We start from the raw sequence: 15,212 nt of genomic DNA on the forward strand, positions 1-15,212 counted from the left end.
GCATACTGGCCGCCTGCGCTTACAATCTGCGCACCATGATTGGCGTCCTCTATCCACCCGATGAGAGGCGGACATGAGGGAGGAGTGCGTCCACAATCCGGCAGGATGGCTGCCTAAACCGACAAAGGCCTCGCAAGGGCCGCGGAAAACCGCTCTGCCGGCCTTCAAAAAGGCCCCCACTGACCACCGAACTCCACTTCGCTCCCCGTGCAAAGCCCTCACAAGGGGAGAAGGGGAAGGCGCCACCTCTCAAACCGACGCGGTCAGGCCGCCGTCGACATAAAGCGTGTGGCCATTGACGAAGGACGATGCATCCGACGCCAGGAAGACTGCGGCGCCGATCAGTTCATCGACATTGCCCCAGCGCCCGGCCGGCGTGCGCTTCTCCAGCCAGGTGGAGAATTCCGGATTGTCGACCAGCGCCTGGTTCATCTCGGTGCGGAAATAGCCGGGCGCGATGGCATTGATCTGCAGGCCGTGTTTCGCCCAGTCGGCGCACATGCCCCTGGTCAGGTTCCTGATCGCGCCCTTGGTCGCCGTGTAGGGCGCGATGCCGGTTCTGGCGAGCTCGCTTTGCACCGAACCGATGTTGATGATCTTGCCTTTGCCGCGCGGAATCATGTGCCGGGCCACCGCCTTGCCGGCGTGGAAGGCGCCCGAGACATTGGTCTTGAACAGGCGCTCCCACTGCTCCTCGGGAAAATCCTCGAGCGGCGCGCGGAACTGCACGCCGGCATTGTTGACGAGGATGTCGATGGCGCCGATCTCGGCCTCGATCCGGGCAATGTCTTCATCGACCGCATGAAAATCGGTCACGTCGAAGATCGAGGCATGCGCCTTGAAGCCGGCGTCGCCCAGCCTTGCCACCGCACCAGCGACCTTGCCCGGATCGCGGCCGTTCAGCACCACGCTCGCGCCATGCTCGGCAAGGCCCCGCGCCAGGGCAAAGCCGATTCCCTGGCCGGAACCGGTGATCAGCACCAGCCGTCCGTCGAGGCTGAAGAGGGATTTCACCATCAGACTGTCTTTTGTTTGACAATGATCTTATCCGAACCGACGGTCAGCGCCGCTTTCGCCGGCGCGGACCTTCGGTTCGGGATCATGGTCCTATTCGTTGCGCCTGAAATTGCGTAGCCGGTCGAACAGGACCGCCATCAGAATAGCGCCGCCAATAAAGGTACCTTGCCAGAACGCATTGATGCCGAGCAGGCCGAGACTGTTGCGGATCACCTCGATCAGCGCTGCGCCGACGACGGCGCCAAAGGCCGTACCCATGCCGCCCGCCAAATTGGCGCCGCCGATGACGGTGGCGGCGATAACCTGAAGCTCCATGCCGTTGCCGAGATTGGTGGTGACGGCGCCCAGCCAGCCGGTCTGGATGATGCCGGCAACGCCCGCTGCCAGCGCCGAGATCATGTAGACCGCGACCTTGATCTGGCGCACCGGAACGCCGGTCAGCGTCGCCGCATGCTCGTTGCCACCGATGGCGAAGATGTGCCGGCCGAATTTCGTCCAGCGCAGCACGAAGCCGGTGATCAGCGCCAGCAAGATGGTGTAGAGCACCGGATTGGCGATGCCGAACACCCAGGCGCCGCCGCCCAACGCCAGAAGCTTGTCGTGATCGGGCCCGAACTGGAAGACGACGGTGTTGTTGGAGGCGACCATGGCCAGGCTGCGGGCGATCGACAGCATTCCGAGCGTCACCACGAAGGGCGGAAAGCCGAGATAGGCGATCAAAATGCCGTTGAAGGCGCCGATAATCAGCGCTGTCGCGATCGCAGCGGCGATGCCGACCTCGATGCCGTAGCCGGCATGCATGGTGACGGCCAGCACCATCGAGCACAGGCAAAGCACCGAGCCGACCGACAGGTCGATGCCGCCGGTGATGATGACGAATGTCATGCCGAGCGCAACAATGGCGACGAAGGTGACGTTGCGGGTGATGTTGTACAGGTTCTTGGTCGTGGCGAAGGAATCCGTGGCCACGGACAGGAACAGACAGGCGAGGATGACCGCGATCACCACCCAGAAGGTCTGGCTGGCAAACACCCTGCTCAGCAAAGTGTGCTGTTTCTGCGCGATCGTCTGGTCAAGAGTTACTGCCATCGTCGACCTTTATTTGCTTGCGTGGTGGAACCCGCTGACATCAAACCTGTTCGATGGCGCCGGTAATGAGCCCGGTGACTTCCTCGGGCGAACTCGACGCGATCGTCTTGTCGGCGACCTTGCGGCCGCGCCGCATGACGATGACGCGATCGGCAACATCAAAGACGTCTGGCATGCGGTGACTGATCAGCACGACCGCAATGCCCTGGTCGCGCAGATGGCGGATCAGGTTCAGCACCTCGGCGACCTGCCGGACCGAGATCGCCGCCGTCGGCTCGTCCATCAGCACGATCTTGGCTTGCGAAAGCATGGTGCGGGCGATCGCCACCGCTTGCCGCTGGCCGCCCGACATCTGCTTGACCAGGTCGCGCGGGCGGGTCTCGGATTTCAGCTCGGCAAAGATCTGGCCGGCGCGCTTGTACATCGCGGCGTAGTCGAGGATGCGAAACGGGCCGATGCCGCGGCGCAGCTCGCGTCCGAGATAAACATTGGCGGCGGCCGTCAGATTGTTGCACAGCGCGAGGTCCTGATGAACGATCTCGATGCCGTGCTGGCGCGCCTCCACCGGCTTGTGCAGGATCAGATCCTTGCCGTCCATCTGCATCGTGCCATGGCTCGGGGGGAAATTGCCGGCGATCATCTTGACCAGCGTCGACTTGCCGGCGCCGTTGTCGCCCATCAGGCCGACCACCTGTCCGGCCTCGATCGAGAGCGAAACGTCGTTGACAGCCTGGATGGCGCCGAAATGTTTCGAGATATTGGTGAGTTCGAGAACCGACACCAGACTGCTTCCTCCCCGTGCTTTCGGCCGGCGGTTCTGCCGCGGCCCTCGCTCTTTCCCGGCCCCTCCCGGAAACAGCGCTTTCGCCCATTTACGCACATGCCCCCTTGGCGTCAACAGCGGCTTCTTTCGAAAAATCCGTTTTGTAGGACAAATAGCAATTGACGTTCGTCGCAAGCCGATATTAGCTAAGCGCCGGAGGAGATTATGCCGATCTCCTGTTCCGGCTCGCCGGGCGGAGTAGGCGGAGGTTTATCGGTCGAGGATCTGGCAGCGTCCGTATCGCGCTGGTCTGCTACCGCATCTGGAAATGCTTATCGGCCCGGCTTGGCGACACGAGCGCTCGCGAAACGAACCTCTGTCATCGCTTGATCCGGGCTGGTCTGTGTGGCGGGCACGCCGTGTCCGTCTGTTTCAAGGGAGGACTGACATGAGGAAATCACTATTGCTCGCCGCCGTCGCCGTCATGGCGTTGGGTGCCGGGCCGGCTTTGGCCAAGAAACAGCTCGTCATCGTGGTGAAGGGGCTCGACAATCCGTTCTTCGAGGCCATCAACCAGGGTTGCCAGAAATGGAACAAGGAAAATGCCAGCTCGGAGTATGAGTGCTTCTACACCGGCCCGGCATCGACCTCGGACGAGGCCGGCGAAGCCCAGATCGTTCAGGACATGCTGAGCAAGCCCGATACAGTGGCGATGGCCATTTCGCCGTCCAACGCGCCGCTGATCGCGCAGACGATCAAAAGCGCCAATCCGTCGATCCCGATCATGACGCTCGACGCCGACCTCAGCAAGGAAGATGCGGGGCTGCGCAAGACCTATCTCGGCACCGACAACTACCTGATGGGATACAAGATCGGCGAGTACATCAAGAAGGGCAAGCCGGATGGCGGCAAGATCTGCACCATCCAAGGCAATCCGGCGGCCGACAACATCCTGCGCCGCGCCCAGGGCATGCGCGACGCGCTTACAGGCCAGAAGGATCTCCCGGCGCTCGCCGGCGAGGGCGGCTGGACCGAAGTTGCCGGCTGCCCGGTGTTCACCAATGACGACGGCGCCAAGGGCGTGCAGGCGATGACCGATATCCTCGCCGCCAATCCCGATCTCGACGCCTTCGGCATCATGGGCGGCTGGCCGCTGTTCGGCGCGCCGCAGCCCTATCGCGACCTGTTCAAGCCGATGGCCGACAAGATCGCCAAGAACGAGTTCGTCATCGGCGCCGCCGATACGATCGGTGATGAAGTGGCCATTGCCAAGGAGGGTCTGGTGACCGCGCTGGTCGGCCAACGGCCGTTCGAGATGGGCTACAAGGCGCCCTCGGTGATGATCGACCTGGTCGAAGGCAAGCCCGTCGCCGATCCGGTCTTCACCGGTCTCGACGAGTGCACCAAAGATACGGTCGACACCTGCATCCAGAAGTAGGTTCGCAGTTTTCGGGGCGTCCGATCGACGGGCGCCCCGTCACGCCGGTTCATGAAACGTGCGAGGCGACATTGCCGGGGCGAACCGCTCCTGCTTTGCCGCGCCTTGAGTTCAGCCTGCACCGGGGGAACGTGGATGCCGGACGCAAGACCGAAAAAGCGACTTACCACGGTCAAGGAACGGGCCAAGATCAAGGCACGGGCCGCCCGTCCGGTCGGCGCTCGCCGTGCCGACGCGGCGCTGATCCCCGGATCGAGCGTGCATGCGTCGCTGGCCAACGAGATCGGTCTTCGGATCGTGCGCGGCGACTATCCGCCGGGAACCATCCTGCCCAACGAAGCTAAATGGTCGGAGACCTTCGACGTCAGCCGCTCGGCCGTGCGCGAGGCGATCAAGATGCTGATGGCCAAGAGCCTGCTCGCCTCACGCCCGAAGATCGGCAGCTGGGTCGAGCCGAAGGAGCGCTGGAATCTACTCGATCGCGACGTGCTCGCCTGGTACGCGACGGCGCCCGATCGCGAAATGTTCCTGCGCACGGTGCAGGAGTTTCGTCACATCATCGAGCCGGAAGCCAGCGCCTTTGCCGCGATCCGGCGTAGCGACGAACAGATGGCCGAGATCAGCCAGGCCTGCCGGGAGATGGGGGAGGCGGCGACGCTGCCGGAACGCACCCGCGCGGATACCCGTTTTCATCTGGCCATCCTGCGTGCCTCGGGCAACGATCTCCTGGTGCCGCTCGGCGTGCTGATCGAATCGGCGCTCGACCACCTCTTCGTTTTCGTCACGCGCGAAACCAGCGACCAGCCTCGGGCGCAGGCGCTGCATGAGGCCATCGAGAAGAACATCCGTCTCCAGCGGCCGGCTGCAGCCCGCACGGCAGTGCACAGACTACTCGCCAACACTGACGACGTTATCGGACGGTCACGGCGGTAATTCATCCAGCAAGGCTGGCGCCGTCTGCCCCTGCCTTACGTTGGCGATTGGCGAAAGCCGAAGTGACGTCCAATCTCCCCCCCCCCTTGCGGGGGAGATCGGCCGCTTCGCCGACCGCGCCTACTCCGGAATGAGGGTGCCCGGCAGGCAGCCGAGGGGGCAGCGCCAGCCTTGACCAAACACTAAGGTCGGTCACCTCAAATCTTCTACTACTTGCCGTCCTTGCTCGGTGTCAGGTCGACGCCGTTGATCTTGCCGATATGCGTTGCCAGCATCGGCACATATTGATCGGCGGGCCCGGCGGCGAAGGCGCCGGCGAAGGCGTTCTTCGTGGCATTGCCGAGCGGGTTGGCGATGCCGGCAGCACCCGCCATCGATTCGAGATAGGTGAGGTCCTTGAAGGCGTTGGCGATGGTGAATTTGTGCGCGTCGCGGTCGCCTTCGAGCGTCCAGCGCATGAAGGTCTGGTAGAAGCCGCAATCCATGCGGCCGTTGCGGATGACGCTGTCGAAGCGCGGCGGCGAGATGCCGACCTTCTGCGCCAGCGCCAGCGCCTCGGAATAGATCGCCGCATAGCCCAGCGAGATGAAATTGTTGAGCAGCTTCATGCGGTGGCCATCGCCGGTGTCGCCGATATGGACGATGCGGCCAGCCCAGGTGTCGAGCACCGGCTTCAGCCGGGCAAAGACCGCGTCGGACGCACCGACCATGGCGTCGAGCGTGCCCTCCCACGCCTCCTTCGGCGTGCGGCTGAGCGGGGCATCGACATAGTCGACGCCGAGCGCCTTGAGTTCGGCGGCAAGCGCTACGGTCGAGGTCGGATCCGAGGTGGAGCAATCGACGACCACCGAGCCCTTCTTCAGGCCCTCCTTGAGGCCGCCGGGTCCGCGGATGATGGCTTCGACCTCGCGCGAGCCGGTGACGCAGATGAAGACGATATCGGATGCCGCCGCGACATCGCGCGAGGTCGCCGCTTCCTTTGCGCCACGGCCGAGCAGGTCTTCCGCCGGAGCGCGGTTTTTGCGGCCGAGAAACGTCAGGGGATAGGCTTTGTCGACGATGTTCTTCGCGATCCCGTGGCCCATCAAGCCAAGTCCGATGAAGCCGATCTTTTCGCTCGCGGCAGTCGTGTTCATGTCGTGTCGTCCTGTGTTGCTGATGTCGATGACGGCGCTGCGCTTTGGCAGGCGAATTGTTGAAGCGGGTTTTTGCCGCAGACGGTTGGCAGGCGATTGCGGAATGCCATATTGTCTGACAATACACATGAATCCTACGGAATGTGGAGAGCAAAATGACCAAGCGGATCATGTTCACCGGCGGCAGCGGCAAGGCCGGGCGTCATGTCGTGCAGTATCTGGTCGAGCAGGGCTGCCAGGTGCTCAACATCGATACCAAGCCGCTCGACAATCCCAAGGTGCGCACGCTGATCACCGATATCACCGACAGCGGGCAGGTGTTCAATGCACTGTCCAGCTATATGGGCCTGCACGAGTTCGACCCGTCGCTGCGCGCGCAGCCGGTCGATGCCGTGGTGCATTTCGCGGCGATCCCGCGCATCATGATCACGCCCGATAACGAGGTGTTCCGCATCAACGCGCTTGGCACCTACAATGTCATCGAGGCGGCGGTGAAGCTCGGCATCCGCAAGGTGGTGATCGCTTCCAGCGAGACAACTTACGGCCTGGTCTTTGCCAACGAGCCGCGCGACCCGACGCATTTCCCGCTCGACGAGGACTATGATGTCGATCCGATGGACAGCTATGCGCTGTCCAAGATCGTCAACGAGAAGACGGCGCGTGCCTTCGCGCTGCGCAGCGGCATCGACATCTACGCTTTGCGCATCGGCAACGTCATCGAACCGCACGAATATTCGCTGTTTCCGAAATGGTTCGCCGATCCGGGTTTCCGCAAGCGGATCGCCTGGAGCTACATCGACGCGCGCGATCTCGGCCAGATCACGTTGCGCGCTATCGAGAAGGACGGGCTCGGCTATCAGGTGTTCAACGCCGCCAACGACGACACTTCGTCCGACCTGCCGACGGCCGAACTGCTGAGGCGGTTTTATCCTGACGTGCCGGTTAAGGGCGAACTTGGCGAATACGAGACGCTGCTCTCCAACCGCAAAGCGCGGGACGTGCTCGGGTTTCGTCCTGAGCATAGCTGGCGGAAATACGTCAAGACGGCCTGACAGGGCGTCGATCCTGGCTGATCTGTGCACGGCGGCCGGGTTTCCAACCCAGGGTCTTTCCCGTGCTTGACAGTCTTCGGAATCCGGACTTTGTGAGCACATGCGGGACGGCAAGCCGAATAAGGGAAAAACACCGGCCAAGGCGGCGTCCGCCGAGCGCCCGACCGCCGTTCGCCGTGCGGATGCGGCGCGCATGCCTGGATCGAGCGTGCATGCGTCGCTGGCCAATGAGATTGGTCTGAGGATCGTGCGCGGCGACTATCCGCCGGGAACCATCCTGCCCAACGAAGCCAAGTGGTCGGAGACCTTCGACGTCAGCCGCTCGGCGGTGCGCGAAGCGATCAAGATGCTGATGGCCAAGAGCCTGCTGGCCTCGCGCCCCAAGATCGGCAGCTGGGTCGAGCCGAAAGAGCGCTGGAACCTGCTCGATCGCGACGTGCTCGCCTGGTACGCGACATCGCCCGACCGCGAGGTGTTCCTGAAAACGGTGCAGGAGTTCCGCCACATCATCGAGCCGGAAGCGACCGCCTTTGCCGCGATGCGGCGCACGGACGAGCAGATGGCCGAGATCAGCCAGGCCTGCCGGGAGATGGGGGAGGCGACGACGCTGCAGGAGCGCACCCGCGCCGATACGCGTTTTCATCTGGCCATCCTGCGTGCCTCGGGCAACGATCTCCTGGTGCCGCTCGGCGTTCTGATCGAATCGGCTTTCGATCATCTGTTCGCCTATACGACGCGGGAGCTGGACGATTTGCAGCATGCGCAGAAGCTGCACGAGGCGATCGAGAAGAGCATCCGCCTGCAGCGGCCGGATGCGGCGCGCAACGCGGTCCGCAAGCTGTTGGCCAACACCGACGGCGTCATCAAGTCGCGCTGACAAAGCGCGTCGGATGTCGCGCCCGCGAAGTTTCCTGCCGGCGCCTTAGTCTTCTCGCGGACGCCCAAACGCTGCGCGCAGTTCGTCCTTGGCGTCCTCCAGCACTTTCTTCTGCTTGGCCGGCAGGTTCTTACCGGCACGGTTGATGTAGAAATTCAGCATCGACATGGCGGACTGGAACGGCTCGGCCTTGCGCCGATCGCTGTGCTCGGCCGATCGCTTGAGCGAGGCCGCGATCTTCTTGGGGTCGTGGGATTCGAAGACATGTTCCTCGACGTCCAGCGCATCGCTGTGCTCGTTCACCTCGGCCGACCATTTCCTTTTCGCGGTCATGACAACCTCCTTCCATCGGTGAGTTAATGGAAAACTCCGGGACGGCGGCCACTGTTCCATTTCAGCTTAAATCCCTGGAGCCACGGATTGCGTGATGTGGCGCTGCACGGCGCCACGAATGTGCCGATAGTGGTGTTGAACCGGTCGATTTTGCAGAACCGCGGACAGGAAACGCCTTGATCACAACCGTCTCTAGCCAGGCAAGCAGCCCCGGCATCGACAGCGCCTATGCCTGGATGCGGCTCGGCATCTCGATGCTGCTGTCGACGATCGGCGGTGTCGGCATGTGGGCGGTGGTCGTGGTCCTGCCCGCCATGCAGGCGGAATTCGGCGTCGATCGCGCCGCCGCGTCGATGCCCTATACCGCGACCATGGTCGGCTTCGCCGTCGGCAATGTTGCGATCGGTCGCGCCATCGACCGCATGGGCTACTGGATACCGGCGCTCATTGCCTCGGTGGCGCTCGGTGCCGGTTTCCTGCTGGCGTCGCTGACCACCTCGGTGCTGCAGTTCACCCTTGTCCAGGGTGTTTTGATCGGCGTCGGCACCTCGGCGATCTTCGGGCCGTTGATCGCCGACATCTCGCACTGGTTCAACCGCCGGCGCGGCGTCGCGGTGTCGGCTGCCGCTGCCGGCAGCTATCTCGCCGGGGCGATCTGGCCGATGGTTATGCCCTATATCATGCAGAGCGAAGGCTGGCGTTTCACCTATGCCGCGATCGGTGTCGTCTGCCTCGTGACCATGGTGCCGCTGATCCTGCTGCTCAGGCGCGGCGCACCACGCGCCGCCATTTCCGGTTCACCCGGCAGCCGGCCCGTCCAGCCGATATCGCTGTCGCCGGCAGCCCTGCAGGTGCTGCTCGTCGTCGCCGGCCTTAGCTGCTGCGTGGCGATGTCGATGCCTCAGGTCCATATCGTCGCCTATTGCATGGACCTCGGCTATGGCGTTGCGCGGGGCGCCGACATGCTGTCGATCATGATGGCGGCGGGCGTCGTCAGCCGGCTGGCGTCCGGCTTCCTTGCCGATCGCATCGGCGGCGTGAAAACCCTGCTAATCGGCTCGGTGCTGCAAGCCTTGTCGTTGTTGCTCTACATCCCCTTCGACGGGCTCGCCTCGCTTTACGTCGTCTCGCTGGTCTTCGGCCTGTCGCAAGGCGGCATCGTGCCTTGCTATGCCATCATCGTGCGGGAATACATGCCGGCCCGAGAGGCCGGCCAGCGCGTAGGCATCGTCATCATGGCGACGATCTTCGGCATGGCGATCGGCGGCTGGATGTCGGGCTGGATTTACGATCTGACCGGTTCCTATGCCGCCGCGTTCCTCAACGGCATTGCCTGGAACCTGCTGAACATAGCGGCCATGGTGCTGCTGCTGTGGAAGGCACGGCGCAGCGCCACGGCGATTGCGTGAAGCGGAGAACGGACCCGAGACTTGCCGCGCCTGGCGAAGGCAGAGCCGGCGAGCAAGGCATACAAAAAACCCGCCTCAAGGAGGGTTGCTGGCGCAAATCAGCACCATGCCCAAATATCTAGCATATCTGCCGTCATTTAGCAACGGATCGCGAGTTCGGGTTGGTGTCTCAGTTCGAATTTCGCCCACCATTGCAGACGTCGGCTGTGCCTACTAGCGATGCACGCTGTAATGTTGATTTTAAGTTGGCAACTGGACGGCTCAGATGACTGCCGCAGGCGATGTGATTGCTTGGCTTCTCGATTCCGACCCAGCGATCCGCTGGCAGGTGATGCGCGACCTCCTCGATACTCCGGTACCGGAGTGGGCGGCTGAACGGGCCAAGATCGAAACCATTGGCTGGGGAGCCAAGCTTCTGGCTTGCCAAGATGAGGACGGGCAATGGGCGGCAGGCTCTTTTGTCCCGCGCGGTTTCAAACCTCAAGACTGGGAAAGGTTCGGCCAGCCTTGGACGGCAACAACCTTTTCGCTCTCGCAGCTTCGCGAGTTTGGTTTCGACCCATCGTCGGATCGTGCGAAGCGGATCGTCGAGCTGGTTGGCCTCAACTCGCGCTGGGATGAGGGTGGCCAGCCCTATTGGGAGGGGGAAGTTGAAGAGTGCATCAACGGGCGAACTGTTGCTGACGGTGCATATTTTGGAGCCGATATTTCATCCATTGTTGTTCGGCTGCTTGGCGAGCGTCTCGATGACGGCGGTTGGAATTGCGAGAGGGCCAATGGTTCGATCCGCTCGTCGTTCCACACCACGATCAATGTGCTGGAAGGACTGTTGGAGTATGAGAAAGCGACCGGCGGCACATCCGAATCCAGAGAAGCTCGCCAATCTGGAGAGTCGTTCCTTTTGGAGCGTAGCCTCTTCCGACGTCTAAGCTCGGGAAACCCTGCGGACGATCAGTTTCTGTGTCTCCATCACCCCAACCGCTGGCATTACGACATACTGCGTGCGCTGGACTATTTCCGTTCCGCATCCATGTTTACTGATGCCGAACCCGATCTGCGGCTTGCCGACGCCATCGCTCACCTCCGCTCCAGGTGCCTGGCAGATGGCACTTGGCCTCTCGACTGGACTCCTAAAGGGCAGGTATGGTTCGAGGTCGACGCCGGCCCTGGTAAGCCGTCCAAGTGGGTGACCCTGCGAGCAATGCGGGTGCTCAAATGGTGGAAACAGCGCGCTTGAAACGCTCGGTGACTGTAATCTGCAGTCGACGGTAGCAAAATATGGCCGGCGGCCCCTGTGACGTGGATGCCGGTCCACCTTCCTGCTTGACTAACACATATCTCGTCGGTTATTGGATCGATCAATAGCCAATGAGTTATCGATTGCGATGCCACAGCCCCACGAAATCCTTTTCAGAACGCTTGCCGATCCGACGCGACGGGCCATCTTCGAGCGGCTGTGTCGCGATGGAGACCAGACGGTCGTGGCCCTGACGGCTCGGGCCGGGGTCTCGCAACCGGCCGTGTCAAAGCATCTTGGGGTGCTGAAGCAGGCAGGGTTGGTGCGCGACCGCCACGAAGGCCGCAACACGCATTATAGCGCGGAGCTCAGCGCCTTGGCCCCGCTGATCGACTGGACAAACCAAATGACCGGGTTCTGGAAAAGCCGGTTCGACGACCTCGAAGATCTGCTCAAAAGGATGGACCAATGACCAATACTGCGACCGAAACGCGCTCCGTCGTTGTCGAACGAGAGGTCGCTTTTCCGCCGGAAAAGATTTGGCGCGCGCTCACGCAATCGCACCTGATCGAGGAGTGGCTGATGAAGAACGATTTCAAGCCAGATGAGGGTCACCGTTTCAATCTTAGCGCGGACTGGGGGGCAGTCGACTGTCAGGTCCAGGCAGTCGAGCCCAACAAGTCGCTGTCCTACAGCTGGGACACCAAGGATCTCAAAAGTGTCGTCACGTGGACGCTCACCCCTACGAGCACAGGGACCCATCTGCGCATGGAGCAGATGGGTTTCCGGCCGGATCAGCAACAGTACTACCAGGGCGCAAAATACGGCTGGCAGCGGTTCTTTGCGAACCTGGAGCAGGTCCTGGCGCGGATAGAGTGAGGCGCGCCGGCACCAACAGGCTTCTGCGATGAACGCAATGGCCAACAAGACGTCCATCAAATCAAACAAGGCTGCAAGGAAGGTCGCCAAGCGGGTCGCCCGATCCGCTTCGGCTCGTCTTCAGGGGAGGTCCTCATGAACTGGATTCGGCAATTCCACCGCTGGCTGTCGATCATTTTTACGGCGGTCGTCGCCGCCATCTTCATCACGTTGGGCGTAGGTGTGGAGCCCGCCTACTGGGTATACCTCATGCCGCTGATCCCGCTCGCCTTGCTCATGCTCAGCGGTCTGTACTTGTTCGCGTTGCCCTATGCCGACAGGTGGCGCAGCAGCAGACGACGCACGGCGTAGAGGCGATGGACGAGAAGACACCTGCAAATCCACCCACAGCCGAAATTCAAACTGAGACCTACCCGAGTTCGATCAGCAGTTCTGGCCCGTTCGCTTGACAATGGGGTAAGGCTGCGCGACGCCAGGCGGGTGCGGCAGCAGCCATAATCTCTGGCAAGCATGGGTTGGCATGGCGACAGTGGCAAAGACGCTGAATAGCATTTCGCGGCCGCGCTTCGGCGAAGGCGCCGCGTTCGGGACAAGGCTGTGACCAAACCGCGCTCGCGCCGCGGCGGCGGCCGTCCGACCATCGCCGACGTCGCGCGCAAGGCCGGTGTCGGCGCCATCACTGTATCGCGCGCCCTGCGTGAGCCGGAGCGTGTCTCGGAAGATCTGCGCCGCCAGATCCAGGCGGCCGTCGATGAGCTCGGCTATTTGCCCGACCCGAATGCGCGCGCGCTGGCTTCGGCGCGGGCCGAAGTCTTTGGCGTGCTGGTGCCGTCGCTCACCAACAGCGTCTTTGCCGAAGTGCTGCGCGGCATCTATGACAGCCTGTCCGACAGCTCCTACCGCATCCAGCTCGGCAACACCCATTATTCCGGTCTGGAGGAGGAACGGCTGCTGCAGGTTTTCGGCCCGCAGCGCCCCGCGGCGCTGATCGTGGCGGGCATCGACCAGACGCCGACGTCGCGAAGACTGCTCGAGACGGCCGGCTGCCCGGTGGTTCAGGTCATGGAGACCGGGCCCGATCCGGTCGACATGATGGTCGGCTTCTCGCATTTCGACGGCGGCAAGGCGGCGACGGAGCATATGATCGAAATGGGCTATCGCCGCATCGGCTTCATCGGCGCGCGCATGGACCCGCGCTCGCAGCGGCGTCTGGCCGGCTATCGCGCGGCGATGGAGGCGGCCGGTTTGTTCGACGCGCGGCTGGTCACCACCACGCCGGTGCCGTCCAGCGTGACGCTCGGGCGCGAACTGTTTCGCGACGCGCTGGCCAAGGTGCCGACGCTCGACGCGGTTTTCTGCAACAATGACGATATCGCGCTCGGCGTGCTGTTCGAGTGCCATCGCGCCTCGATCGCGGTGCCGAAGACGATCGGCATCACAGGCTTCAACGATCTCGATATGATGGAAGTGGCTTTTCCATCGGTCACCAGCATCCGGACGCCTCGCTACGAGATCGGCCGGCGGTCGGTCGCCATGGCGCTCGCGGCGATTGCAGGCAAACGGCCGCAAGAGCCGGTCGTCGACCTCGGCTTCGAGCTCAAGCGCCGCGAGAGCACGGCCCGCTGAAAGCACTTTGCAGGCATCGCGAAATGCCACTTTACACTACGTCGTGGTAGCGCTACCATCAACCTCTGGGCGAAGCTCGCAGCAAAGACCGAAGTCTGTTTATTATATATAAGCGACAGCTCATACTTGTTTATTATATATAATATGATAGTTTTTACTTCGGTTGCCGTGCGGCAAGGGAGGAGATCGGGTCGGCATTCGGCCACCTGAAAAAGCGCGACGGGCAAGGCGGGAGGTGCCGGGCCAAACGCGCGAGACGCGTAAGAACAATCAGAAACTGCAACTGGGAGGAATATCGATGATCAAGTCACTCGTTGGTGGCATCGTTGCCGCCACTGCATTCGTCATGCTGAGCTCGTCGGCGCTCGCCGAACCCGAAATCGTCACGGGCCCGTCCGCCGAGCCGGACTGCTTTGCGCCATGGGCCGCCGATACGCAGTTCTTCAAATTTCCTAAAAAGGAAGGCCCGTACCGCATTGCGCTCGCCAATGGCTACATCGCCAACACCTGGCGCATCCAGATGGTGCAGACGGCGAAGGCCTATGCGGCGCAGCCGGAGGTCGCCGCCAAACTGAAAGAATTCAAAGTCGTCTCGACCGGCGAAGACGTGCCGGCGCAGATTTCGGCGATCAACAACTTCATCGATTCCGGCTATGACGCGATCGTCGTCAACGCGCAGAATCCGACGGCTTTCGGACCGGTTATCAAGCGCGCCAAGGAAGCCGGCGTCGTGCTGGTCGCTTTCGACAATATTCTCGACACCAAGGACGCCATCAACGTCAATGTCGACCAGAAAGGCCTTGGCGAGTTGTGGGCCAACTGGCTGATCAAGCATATTCCCAATGGTGGCAAGATCCTCGAGGTGCGCGGCGTTGCCGGCACGTCGGTCGACACCGACCGCCACAATGGCATCCACGAGGTCCTCGATGCTTCAGGCAAGAAGTGGGAGGTCACCGAAGTCGTCGGCAAATGGGATGATGGCGTGGCGCAAAAGGCCTCGGCCGACGCGATCGCCACTAACGGTCCCTTCGACGGCGTCACCGGGCAGGGCGGCGACACCGGCATCGTCCAGGCGATGATGGATGCCAAGCATCCGTTCGTGCCGTTCGGCGGCGAAACGGAGAATGGCTTCCGCAAATTCTGCGCCAAGTTTGCCGCAGACGGGCTGAAATGCTCGTCGGCCGGAACCGGGCCCGCCCAGGTGGCGGTCGCCATCAAGACGGCGATCGCAGCGCTCGAAGGCCAGGTCATCCCGCAAGCGGTGAAGCTGCCGCTGGCGATCGTCGAGGATCCGAACTTCAAGGAAGGCCAAGACTATTTCCCCGACCAGTCCGACAATTTCTTCGTCGGAAATTCCTTCCCGACCTGCGGCATCAATTTCACCGCGCAGGAAATCATGGGCCAGAGCAAGGAAAACCAATAG

16 protein-coding genes are annotated in these 15,212 nt (G+C 62.3%); 11 read left to right on the forward strand and 5 right to left on the reverse strand.

Annotated elements, in window-relative coordinates:
- Window positions 1-249: 249 nt before the first annotated feature.
- The 3 genes from EN885_RS24795 to EN885_RS24805 all read right to left on the reverse strand — a co-directional run bounded on the left by EN885_RS24795 (window position 250) and on the right by EN885_RS24805 (window position 2,887).
- Complete coding sequence (locus tag EN885_RS24795; RefSeq protein ID WP_128243218.1) at window positions 250-1,017, reverse strand: SDR family oxidoreductase; 768 nt, start codon at window positions 1,015-1,017, stop codon at window positions 250-252.
- A 90-nt stretch (window positions 1,018-1,107) separates the two neighbouring features.
- A complete protein-coding gene (locus tag EN885_RS24800) occupies window positions 1,108-2,106 on the reverse strand; it encodes an ABC transporter permease (protein WP_126105818.1) in 999 nt (332 codons plus the stop codon).
- A gap of 40 nt (window positions 2,107-2,146) precedes the next feature.
- Window positions 2,147-2,887 (reverse strand): ATP-binding cassette domain-containing protein, encoded by a 741-nt coding sequence (locus EN885_RS24805; RefSeq protein ID WP_095482940.1) that lies wholly within the window; start codon window positions 2,885-2,887, stop codon window positions 2,147-2,149.
- A gap of 430 nt (window positions 2,888-3,317) precedes the next feature.
- Here EN885_RS24805 and EN885_RS24810 point away from each other — a divergent pair, with 430 nt between their 5' ends.
- Complete coding sequence (locus tag EN885_RS24810) at window positions 3,318-4,307, forward strand: sugar-binding protein (RefSeq protein WP_095482939.1); 990 nt, start codon at window positions 3,318-3,320, stop codon at window positions 4,305-4,307.
- Window positions 4,308-4,442: 135 nt separating this feature from the next.
- The gene (locus tag EN885_RS24815; RefSeq protein ID WP_095482938.1) at window positions 4,443-5,240 is read left to right on the forward strand and encodes a FadR/GntR family transcriptional regulator; all 798 of its coding nucleotides are present in this window, start codon (window positions 4,443-4,445) and stop codon (window positions 5,238-5,240) included.
- A 209-nt stretch (window positions 5,241-5,449) separates the two neighbouring features.
- Here the strand turns inward: EN885_RS24815 and EN885_RS24820 are convergent, their stop codons facing one another.
- On the reverse strand, window positions 5,450-6,376 hold the full coding sequence (locus EN885_RS24820) for an NAD(P)-dependent oxidoreductase (RefSeq protein WP_126105821.1): 927 nt from the start codon (window positions 6,374-6,376) through the stop codon (window positions 5,450-5,452).
- Window positions 6,377-6,531: 155 nt separating this feature from the next.
- On the opposite strand from EN885_RS24820, the gene EN885_RS24825 reads away from it, so the two are divergent.
- Complete coding sequence (locus tag EN885_RS24825) at window positions 6,532-7,428, forward strand: NAD(P)-dependent oxidoreductase (RefSeq protein WP_095482936.1); 897 nt, start codon at window positions 6,532-6,534, stop codon at window positions 7,426-7,428.
- A gap of 100 nt (window positions 7,429-7,528) precedes the next feature.
- Entirely contained in the window at window positions 7,529-8,305 is a 777-nt protein-coding gene (locus EN885_RS24830) for a FadR/GntR family transcriptional regulator (RefSeq protein ID WP_127293480.1), read from the forward strand.
- Between the two features lie 45 nt (window positions 8,306-8,350).
- Here EN885_RS24830 and EN885_RS24835 read toward each other — a convergent pair whose 3' ends face one another.
- Window positions 8,351-8,638, reverse strand: a complete 288-nt coding sequence (locus EN885_RS24835) for a DUF3175 domain-containing protein (RefSeq protein ID WP_128243217.1) — start codon at window positions 8,636-8,638, stop codon at window positions 8,351-8,353.
- Window positions 8,639-8,874: 236 nt separating this feature from the next.
- Here EN885_RS24835 and EN885_RS24840 point away from each other — a divergent pair, with 236 nt between their 5' ends.
- From EN885_RS24840 to EN885_RS24870, 7 genes are all read left to right on the forward strand, one after another.
- Complete coding sequence (locus EN885_RS24840; RefSeq protein WP_128243225.1) at window positions 8,875-10,047, forward strand: MFS transporter; 1,173 nt, start codon at window positions 8,875-8,877, stop codon at window positions 10,045-10,047.
- Window positions 10,048-10,312: 265 nt separating this feature from the next.
- Window positions 10,313-11,284 carry a squalene cyclase gene (locus EN885_RS24845; RefSeq protein ID WP_128243216.1) on the forward strand — a complete coding sequence of 324 codons (972 nt, stop codon included), beginning with the start codon at window positions 10,313-10,315 and terminating at the stop codon, window positions 11,282-11,284.
- 148 nt (window positions 11,285-11,432) lie between these two features.
- Window positions 11,433-11,756, forward strand: a complete 324-nt coding sequence (locus EN885_RS24850; RefSeq protein ID WP_128243215.1) for a metalloregulator ArsR/SmtB family transcription factor — start codon at window positions 11,433-11,435, stop codon at window positions 11,754-11,756.
- Window positions 11,753-12,163 (forward strand): SRPBCC domain-containing protein, encoded by a 411-nt coding sequence (locus tag EN885_RS24855; protein ID WP_095482932.1) that lies wholly within the window; start codon window positions 11,753-11,755, stop codon window positions 12,161-12,163. Before EN885_RS24850 ends, EN885_RS24855 begins: the two co-directional genes overlap by 4 nt.
- Before the next feature lie 135 nt (window positions 12,164-12,298).
- Window positions 12,299-12,514: a hypothetical protein gene (locus EN885_RS24860; protein WP_095482931.1), complete on the forward strand. Its 216-nt coding sequence runs from the start codon at window positions 12,299-12,301 to the stop codon at window positions 12,512-12,514.
- A gap of 246 nt (window positions 12,515-12,760) precedes the next feature.
- Window positions 12,761-13,789, forward strand: a complete 1,029-nt coding sequence (locus tag EN885_RS24865) for a LacI family DNA-binding transcriptional regulator (protein ID WP_128243214.1) — start codon at window positions 12,761-12,763, stop codon at window positions 13,787-13,789.
- Window positions 13,790-14,087: 298 nt separating this feature from the next.
- Complete coding sequence (locus EN885_RS24870; RefSeq protein WP_095482929.1) at window positions 14,088-15,212, forward strand: sugar ABC transporter substrate-binding protein; 1,125 nt, start codon at window positions 14,088-14,090, stop codon at window positions 15,210-15,212.

This window comes from Mesorhizobium sp. M6A.T.Cr.TU.014.01.1.1 (genome assembly GCF_004022765.1).
Taxonomy (GTDB): Bacteria; Pseudomonadota; Alphaproteobacteria; order Rhizobiales; family Rhizobiaceae; genus Mesorhizobium; species Mesorhizobium mediterraneum.

Excerpts from the sequence above, each read along its gene's own strand:
- EN885_RS24800 (WP_126105818.1), bottom strand. The coding sequence starts at position 2,106 with ATGGCAGTAACTCTTGACCAGACGATCGCGCAGAAACAGCACACTTTG.
- EN885_RS24810 (WP_095482939.1), top strand. The coding sequence starts at position 3,318 with ATGAGGAAATCACTATTGCTCGCCGCCGTCGCCGTCATGGCGTTGGGT.
- EN885_RS24825 (WP_095482936.1), top strand. The coding sequence starts at position 6,532 with ATGACCAAGCGGATCATGTTCACCGGCGGCAGCGGCAAGGCCGGGCGT.
- EN885_RS24830 (WP_127293480.1), top strand. The coding sequence starts at position 7,529 with ATGCGGGACGGCAAGCCGAATAAGGGAAAAACACCGGCCAAGGCGGCG.
- EN885_RS24820 (WP_126105821.1), bottom strand. The coding sequence starts at position 6,376 with ATGAACACGACTGCCGCGAGCGAAAAGATCGGCTTCATCGGACTTGGC.
- EN885_RS24850 (WP_128243215.1), top strand. The coding sequence starts at position 11,433 with ATGCCACAGCCCCACGAAATCCTTTTCAGAACGCTTGCCGATCCGACG.
- EN885_RS24815 (WP_095482938.1), top strand. The coding sequence starts at position 4,443 with ATGCCGGACGCAAGACCGAAAAAGCGACTTACCACGGTCAAGGAACGG.
- EN885_RS24795 (WP_128243218.1), bottom strand. The coding sequence starts at position 1,017 with ATGGTGAAATCCCTCTTCAGCCTCGACGGACGGCTGGTGCTGATCACC.
- EN885_RS24840 (WP_128243225.1), top strand. The coding sequence starts at position 8,875 with ATGCGGCTCGGCATCTCGATGCTGCTGTCGACGATCGGCGGTGTCGGC.
- EN885_RS24835 (WP_128243217.1), bottom strand. The coding sequence starts at position 8,638 with ATGACCGCGAAAAGGAAATGGTCGGCCGAGGTGAACGAGCACAGCGAT.
- EN885_RS24855 (WP_095482932.1), top strand. The coding sequence starts at position 11,753 with ATGACCAATACTGCGACCGAAACGCGCTCCGTCGTTGTCGAACGAGAG.
- EN885_RS24845 (WP_128243216.1), top strand. The coding sequence starts at position 10,313 with ATGACTGCCGCAGGCGATGTGATTGCTTGGCTTCTCGATTCCGACCCA.
- EN885_RS24870 (WP_095482929.1), top strand. The coding sequence starts at position 14,088 with ATGATCAAGTCACTCGTTGGTGGCATCGTTGCCGCCACTGCATTCGTC.
- EN885_RS24860 (WP_095482931.1), top strand. The coding sequence starts at position 12,299 with ATGAACTGGATTCGGCAATTCCACCGCTGGCTGTCGATCATTTTTACG.